The sequence below is a fragment of the Robiginitalea aurantiaca genome, assembly GCF_030380815.1.
Lineage (GTDB): Bacteria > Bacteroidota > Bacteroidia > Flavobacteriales > Flavobacteriaceae > Robiginitalea > Robiginitalea aurantiaca.
Window position 1 is genome coordinate 121,055 of sequence record NZ_JAUDUY010000006.1, and the last position, 7,223, is coordinate 128,277.

Consider the following 7,223-nt stretch of genomic DNA (forward strand, 5'->3'; position numbering starts at 1 on the left):
AAGTATTCCAATTCCTTTAGTACATAAGGTTAAGAAATAAAAGGGATCGTCAGAAATTTACTGGGAGACTCCCCATTACTGGCCCGTACAGCATTTACAATGGGCAATACAAAACCCAGAATACCAGTGCCGATCAAGGTGATGATTCCGAGTCCCAGCAACAGAATTGCCGGGATGCTCAAAATGACATATAGAATTAAGCTAAGCTGCAGGTTAACAATGGCTTTTCCGTGTTCATCCATCCCTTCTACCCTATCCTTGTTGGTCAACCATAGGACCAATGGGACCAATAAGCCTCCAAATCCTGTGACATAGGTGAGCAGTTGCATTAAATGTGTGACGGTAAGTAGGGGCCAGTCTATCCTGAGGCCGTTTTCTGAGACGATTTCCATTTTTTACTGGGTTTTATTTATATGTCTGTAAAATTTAAAAAATGTTACATCGGGTAAAGAAAGAACCATAGCTATCTCAATAAGGTTCAATCCCTCTTCTATGGTATTCAGGTCGAAGTGTTTATTTCGTAGTATTTTTGTAGTCCGTTGGATTTTTCGAGCAAATACAGATGACCGAACAAGATACCATTATCGCCCTGGCTACCCCCTCTGGAAGCGGGGCAATTGCAGTTATCCGATTATCGGGTCCGGATGCGATTGAGCGTGTTTCCGCTCATTTTAAATCCGTGGGAAAAGGTAGGTTAACAGAATTTGAGAGTCATACCGTGCATTTGGGAGGGATTTATAAGGGGGAACGTCTCCTGGATGAAGTTCTTGTAACCCTGTTCCGAGCCCCGCGTTCCTATACCGGTGAGAATATCGTAGAAATTTCATGCCATGGCTCCTCCTACATTCAACAGGAAATCCTGCAGCACTTTCTTAAGGAGGGTTGCCGTATGGCCCGGGCCGGAGAATTCACATTGAGGGCATTTTTAAATGGTAAAATGGACCTGAGCCAGGCCGAAGCCGTAGCCGATCTGATCGCCTCAGAAAACGAAGCCAGTCACCAATTGGCGCTCCGGCAAATGCGTGGTGGGTATAGTACGGAAATACAGGATTTAAGGGACCAGCTCATTCACTTTGCATCCATGATTACCCTGGAACTCGATTTTTCAGGAGAAGACGTGGAATTCGCAGACCGGGCAGCCTTTCACCATTTACTGGAGAAGCTAAGTACGCTTTTAAAATCCCTTATAGATTCCTTTGCAATGGGGAATGTCATTAAAAAGGGGATTCCCATTGCGATATCAGGCCAACCCAATGTCGGAAAATCCACACTTTTGAATGCACTATTAAAAGAGGAGAAAGCAATTGTAAGTGATATAGCCGGGACTACCCGTGATGCCATTGAGGATGAAATATCCCTCAATGGAATCGGGTTCCGGTTTATCGATACTGCGGGAATCCGTGAAACCCAGGATACGGTAGAAAAGATTGGAATACAGCGTACGCTTGAAAAAATGCAGGAAGCGCGTATCCTGATCTATATGATGGATGCTACAGAATTATCCGATTCCAGGTTGATCATTACCCAAAAAGAAACTGCTGAACTCAGGAAAAAATATCCAGATAAACCGGTAGTCCTGCTTGTAAACAAAATCGATCTCGTAGGTGAAGAAACCCGCAGAAAGATTAGTGATGCACTTTCCGAAGTACTGTTCTTGTCCGCAAAAACAGGCGAAGGCCTGGAAGAGCTTCAACGGTACCTCCTCGGATTTGTGGAAACAGGTTTCCTAAGCAATGAAGATCCTGTAGTGAGCAATTCCCGCCATTATGAAGCCCTTTTAAAGGCTCTTGAAGCCATATCTAAGGTGCAGGAAGGTGTCGCACTGGATGTCCCATCGGACCTGTTATCCATTGACATCAATCAAGCGCTCTACCACCTTGGGGAAATTACCGGTGCGATCACTTCCGATGACCTTCTGGGGAATATTTTTGCGAACTTCTGTATCGGGAAGTAGTCTAGACCATCTAATCCTAACATCCTGTATATCAATTTTATTCATCTAACTTTTGATATAAGGCTCAAAAAAAAGACATTGTTTCTGATTAGTTGAAAAGGATACTTCTAAATACAAATTCTGAGTAATTCTATGTTATAGTCACCACAACGAATTTTTCTATTCAACTTTAAGATATTTCTATTCTAATTTTTTGCGTTTACTTGTTCAACAAGCATTTTAAAATAAGGGTCTCGCAATAATCCCTTGCAAGCAACATCGGACACTTCCAGACCAGGAGAATCATTGCCTTCAACTATTATCGGGCCATCATTTTGAATAGCCACATCCCACCCAATAAGAGTTTTCGGCAAGAATTTGGTCGCTTCAAGAACCATTTCACAGGCTTCCTTAAAATACGGTATTTGAAATCCACCTAATCTTATTCCGCTGTCAGGATGATGCGTAATTACTTCTCCATTAGCAGTCCGTTCTTCCAGCCAACCAAATTTATTTAGAACGCCCGTTTCTATATTTATACCGACCATAAAGCCGCCGGAATGTAAATTATCGACAATGCCATCACCTACTCCAAATCGAATTGCAGCTGAAATAATTTTGGTTTCAGCGATATCAGATTGTAAGGTTATCAAGCGTATTGTATTTACGGAAGAACTGTGAATTTTATTTATCGCCTTGTGTTGTTGAATAACTTCAGTAAATACATGGCTTCCTTCCCGGATTTGATCAGAAATTAATTCTAAATCAGTACCGATTGTTTCCAAATTTAGTTTATAACATCCCTCTCCTCCCCTACTATCAATAGGCCTAATAAATAGAGACTCTATTTTATTGTCAAGCAATACCTCATTGAAGAATTTTTTTAGTCCTTCATTTGTTGTTATTCTTTCAATATTATCGTTTTTGTAAAAGTGGTCTTTAAAATTATACCCAATGAATCCGGGCATTCTCAGCCCTAAATCACGAAAGTAAATCTCAAAATTCAGTTTATTCCTGAGTATGGAACTATACTCATATCTATTCAATACGGCACTGCTATGAATCCTTGCCCGCTCATTTATACTGAGGTAATCATGAATATTTGTTATTTGCTTTTTATAGATGTACTTAAAGTAATGGTAAGCAGGCTCCTTTTTTCGTACAGATAAACTAACAAATTCTTGTACACACTTTAACAAAGGTTTTTTATCCGGATCGTGGAAAAAAACCTTCATCCTGCCTGGCTGACCCGGTATCCTAAATTTTCTTATGCCCATTACGTTGGATTGAAATACTCAGAATTTATTTGTGTAACTAATTCTCTAAATGATTCATTTCTTAATAATCCACCTGAGCTCATAACATCACTCGAATGCAAGTTTGGGCAATCATTTGCTTCGATTATTACAGGACCATCTGTAGTAATAGCAACATCCCAACCAATAATACGATCTGGAAGATATTGAAGGTAAGTTGTGATAAGGTCATAGGTTTCTTTGAAGTAGGGTATTTCAAATCCATCAAATTTAAAATTGCTGTTGGGGTGATGTGTAAGTTTTTCACCTCCAAAAGACATCTTTTTTATCCCCATTTCTTTAAGAGTTCCTTTATCCTCATCAACATAAACAAAAATACCTCCAGCTGAGCCATTATCTACAGGACTATTGTCGATACCGAACCGCATAAAAGTGGAAATAAATTCAATATTTCCTGTAGGGGTGATATAGCTCACTATTCTTAGAGTGTTCACACAGTGGCTATGAATTTCATTTATTCTTGGATGTTGCTTAATCACTTCATAGAATAAGTGATTCTCGGTTAACAACGCCTCCTTTTTCTTGTACAATTGGTTTTTGAGATCCTCTGATCTGAGTATAAAACAACCTTTCCCTCCAAAATCTGCCAGAGGTTTAACAAAAACACTAGTCGTCTGATATGTGTTAAAGAGGTTTTGAAAAAAATGGTGGAGACTTTGCTCTGTGTTTACTGATTTTAGAGTTTCGTTAAAGAAGTATTTATGATTAAAATGATAACCATATAACCGGGCTGTTTTTAAACCATGCTTTTGGGCATAGAGTGAGAATGCAAGCTTATTATTTATGATTGTCGTAATTTCAGATCTGTGTAATTGAGGATTTTGATGTAAACGGTTTGCTTCCTTTGTTCCTAAATAATCGTTTATATTCTTAACATCGTTTCGATAAAGATATTTAAAGTAATAGTACGGGATTTCCTTTTTGCTATGCCACAGGTGCCGTATTTCCCTGAGCATTTTTGAGGTACTTTTTTTATTCTTATCTCTTAAAAATACCGTAAACCTATATATATGATCAGATGTTATTCGCATTTAGGATAGAAGACTAAAACAACTTTAAGTTGTGACTAAAAAAACTAATTAATTGCAATTCAAAAAATTATTCGTTAAAAAATTATTTTACTCGATAAAATTGTAGACACAGTCAGTTTTGGATGAATCTATAGATGAACACGCGAAATGGACATTTCCTGGGCGTAGATTTTACACACTTCTCCATTAGGTGGATGTTCCCCCCGAATTAAAGATCTAGTACTTTCGGCATCAATCCCGGTCTTCGATATCACCATGATGCGGATCATCATCGTATTGACTGCAGTTTCTCTCCGTATCAAATATTGCAATCTTGTTATCATCGAAGTAACAAAGTTTCCAGAACCAGACTGAAAAGAACCTAAACGTTATTTATAAACAGCACTTGCACCGTTCAGAGTACTAAAGATACAGGCACAGATGCACGCTACGCCACTTTTTCAGGAGTTATAGACTACCAACAAAAATTCAACATCATGCATGGTATCTTGTAGGGTTGGACTATTTTGCAGACAACAGCCTGTCTAAGGTTTTCTCGAAAGACCCTGATAAATATCTTATCGGCTTATATGCCGGTTATGACTTCGCGTTCTGCAAATGGGATTCATGCAGGAGGTTATTTAACAGCAACAAAGGTAAAAATAGCCTAGTTTCCATGACCCTCACGGCGCTAGGATATTAACGACAAATTCTTTCCTGGGATAAATTTAAAAACCGATGGTTTTACAACCGACTGTGTTGAATGATGTATTGATTTCAGATCGTTCAAATGGTAACATTTTAAGTTTTATAATCTAAATTAAATTTTTAACAGGAATACTCGTATGGCTGGAGTGCATTTCATCGATGAAACCAGCATTTTAGCTATTAGCCAGTTGGCATCACTGATTATTTTAACATTTACTTTACTTTTCTACTCCCCTAATCACACTTCATACTTATAAACTTTTGCTATGCCTCTAACCATCTGATAATTCCGAGGCATGAATGTTTATGGCTTAAGTTCGCCATTTCCTTTCTGGAAAATTTCAAAAGCCCATGTCATGGGCTGTTTTTGTTTGCCCAGAACTTTCCCGAGATATATCATTTGTAAAACAGGGTTTAGTATTCCTTATATCGGGTTTGCACGCTCAGTTTCCGTTACAAAAAACCACCATCCAATAATTATCTATTGACTATGAAGAAATTTTTACTCCTCACCTTCGCATTTGTTCTAACTCTTAACAGTTATAGTCAGGATTTCTCTTTTATCGAAAATTTCAGCACCTATGGTACTGGCAACCTTGGAGATATTTCCGGTGGTGCCTGGGCCCCAGAAGGTTCTAACCCTCCCATACCATTGGTCTTAAAATCCTTGAGTCCAGGCACAACGAATGCCCTGGAATTTAATGGATTGATCACGGTTCACGACTATAACACCCTGATTGACAACCCTGTGAATCTTACTAATGGTGTTGCTTTCTATTTTGGAACATATTTTAAGATGAACGTCCTTGGTACAGGAGGTGGTAATCGTGTCAGGGTTGCTATTCGGGTGGACGATGATGTAGCCGGGGATCAATGGATACGCCAGCGGATAGGTAGATACCAGGAAGGCTTTAAGGCTAGCGTGACTGATGGGGGCCCCGGCTCCGAAGGGACACTTGAGGATGTAATCCCGGGTCAGGTTGTTCAAATACTCGTTCGTGGTGTTTGGGATGGGGCCGGAACAATTACCTATAGCTATACCCTGGATCCGGAGCTTGCTTTAGGGGACAATTCCTGGATTGATTTTGGAACCCATAGCGTTACAGGAACGCCAAGGTTAGGTCGGATCTTTATCAGTTCCACGGATTCGGCCAACGAGGGATACGTCGGACCGATCCGATTGAGTACGGATTATACCGAGGTGGTTACAGAAGCACCGGTAAGGGGGCCGGTGGCCTCTTTTACAAGTTCAACGGACGGATTGGACATAACTCTCGATGGTACCGGTACACAGGATGATGGCACGATTACAGGCTATGCCTGGAATTTCGGCGATGGTAATACGGATTCCTCAAGTGGGGTCAGTACTTCCCATACCTATGTGGCGGCAGGAACGTATACTGTCACCTTAACTGCAACAGATAATGACGGTTTGGTTAGTGAGGTGTTTTCCGAAGACATTACCGTTACTGAGCCTGTTGTTGCTACTTTCCCCTATTTGATCAATTTTCAGGATGAAAATACAACACCGCCTGTCGGCTATTTTAAGGACTATGGACTGCCTTACGGTGCTAATGAAGGAGGATTGACATACGGCTGGATTGCACTTTCATCAGGACTTCCTATCGATCTGACTACCCCAAGTTCGGGTGTGGGACGAAACCGGGGCGGATTTGACCAATTGGATTTACGGCAGGAAACCCTGGTACATATGCAGGGAAACGATATCGGAAGTTGGACGGGCAACCGTTCCAATGAAGGAGTCTGGGAAATAGAGGTCCCCAATGGATGGTATGAAGTTGGGGTTAGCGTTGGAGATCCGAATCAGGACGGCCAGGTATCAGAGACCCCAGACCATTTTATTAGCGTTGAAGGCGTTACCGCTATCCCTGTTTTTGATGTAGATTCAAATCTGCCCAATGGAGATCCCGGACGTTTTGCTTCTGGTCTGGTTCGCGTACAGGTCCTGGATGGAAAATTAACTATAGATGCGGATGACCCAGCGGCAAACAATACTAAGATCAACTTTGCCACTATCGCAGAAAGCACCCCACCCTCCACAGAGACAGACATACTAACCTTTACCCATCCCGCAGAAACTGGAGAAGCCATCATCGATGCGGTCAACCATACGGTCGACATAGAGGTCGCTGCAGGTACAGACCTGGCCACCCTCTCCCCGGTGATCACCCTTTCTGACGGCGCACAGGTTAGTCCAGCCTCAGAAATACCCACGGATTTCAGCGCCGGACCGGT

5 protein-coding genes are annotated in these 7,223 nt (G+C 41.1%); 2 read left to right on the plus strand and 3 right to left on the minus strand.

The annotated features are described in order from the left end of the window. Positions 1 to 29: 29 nt before the first annotated feature. On the minus strand, positions 30 to 392 hold the full coding sequence (locus QU605_RS12125; RefSeq protein WP_289725587.1) for a DUF4870 domain-containing protein: 363 nt from the start codon (positions 390 to 392) through the stop codon (positions 30 to 32). Between the two features lie 170 nt (positions 393 to 562). Between QU605_RS12125 and mnmE the strand changes: the two genes are divergently transcribed. Then, positions 563 to 1,954 (plus strand): tRNA uridine-5-carboxymethylaminomethyl(34) synthesis GTPase MnmE, encoded by a 1,392-nt coding sequence (mnmE, locus tag QU605_RS12130; protein ID WP_289725588.1) that lies wholly within the window; start codon positions 563 to 565, stop codon positions 1,952 to 1,954. Positions 1,955 to 2,139: 185 nt separating this feature from the next. Here mnmE and QU605_RS12135 read toward each other — a convergent pair whose 3' ends face one another. Both QU605_RS12135 and QU605_RS12140 read right to left on the minus strand, forming a co-directional pair. Further along, positions 2,140 to 3,210: a sugar-transfer associated ATP-grasp domain-containing protein gene (locus QU605_RS12135; RefSeq protein WP_289725589.1), complete on the minus strand. Its 1,071-nt coding sequence runs from the start codon at positions 3,208 to 3,210 to the stop codon at positions 2,140 to 2,142. After that, positions 3,210 to 4,205: a sugar-transfer associated ATP-grasp domain-containing protein gene (locus tag QU605_RS12140; RefSeq protein WP_289725590.1), complete on the minus strand. Its 996-nt coding sequence runs from the start codon at positions 4,203 to 4,205 to the stop codon at positions 3,210 to 3,212. Before QU605_RS12140 ends, QU605_RS12135 begins: the two co-directional genes overlap by 1 nt. 1,252 nt (positions 4,206 to 5,457) lie before the next feature. Here QU605_RS12140 and QU605_RS12145 point away from each other — a divergent pair. Continuing rightward, positions 5,458 to 7,223: PKD domain-containing protein (locus QU605_RS12145; RefSeq protein ID WP_289725591.1), on the plus strand; the 1,766-nt coding region annotated here is incomplete at its 3' end.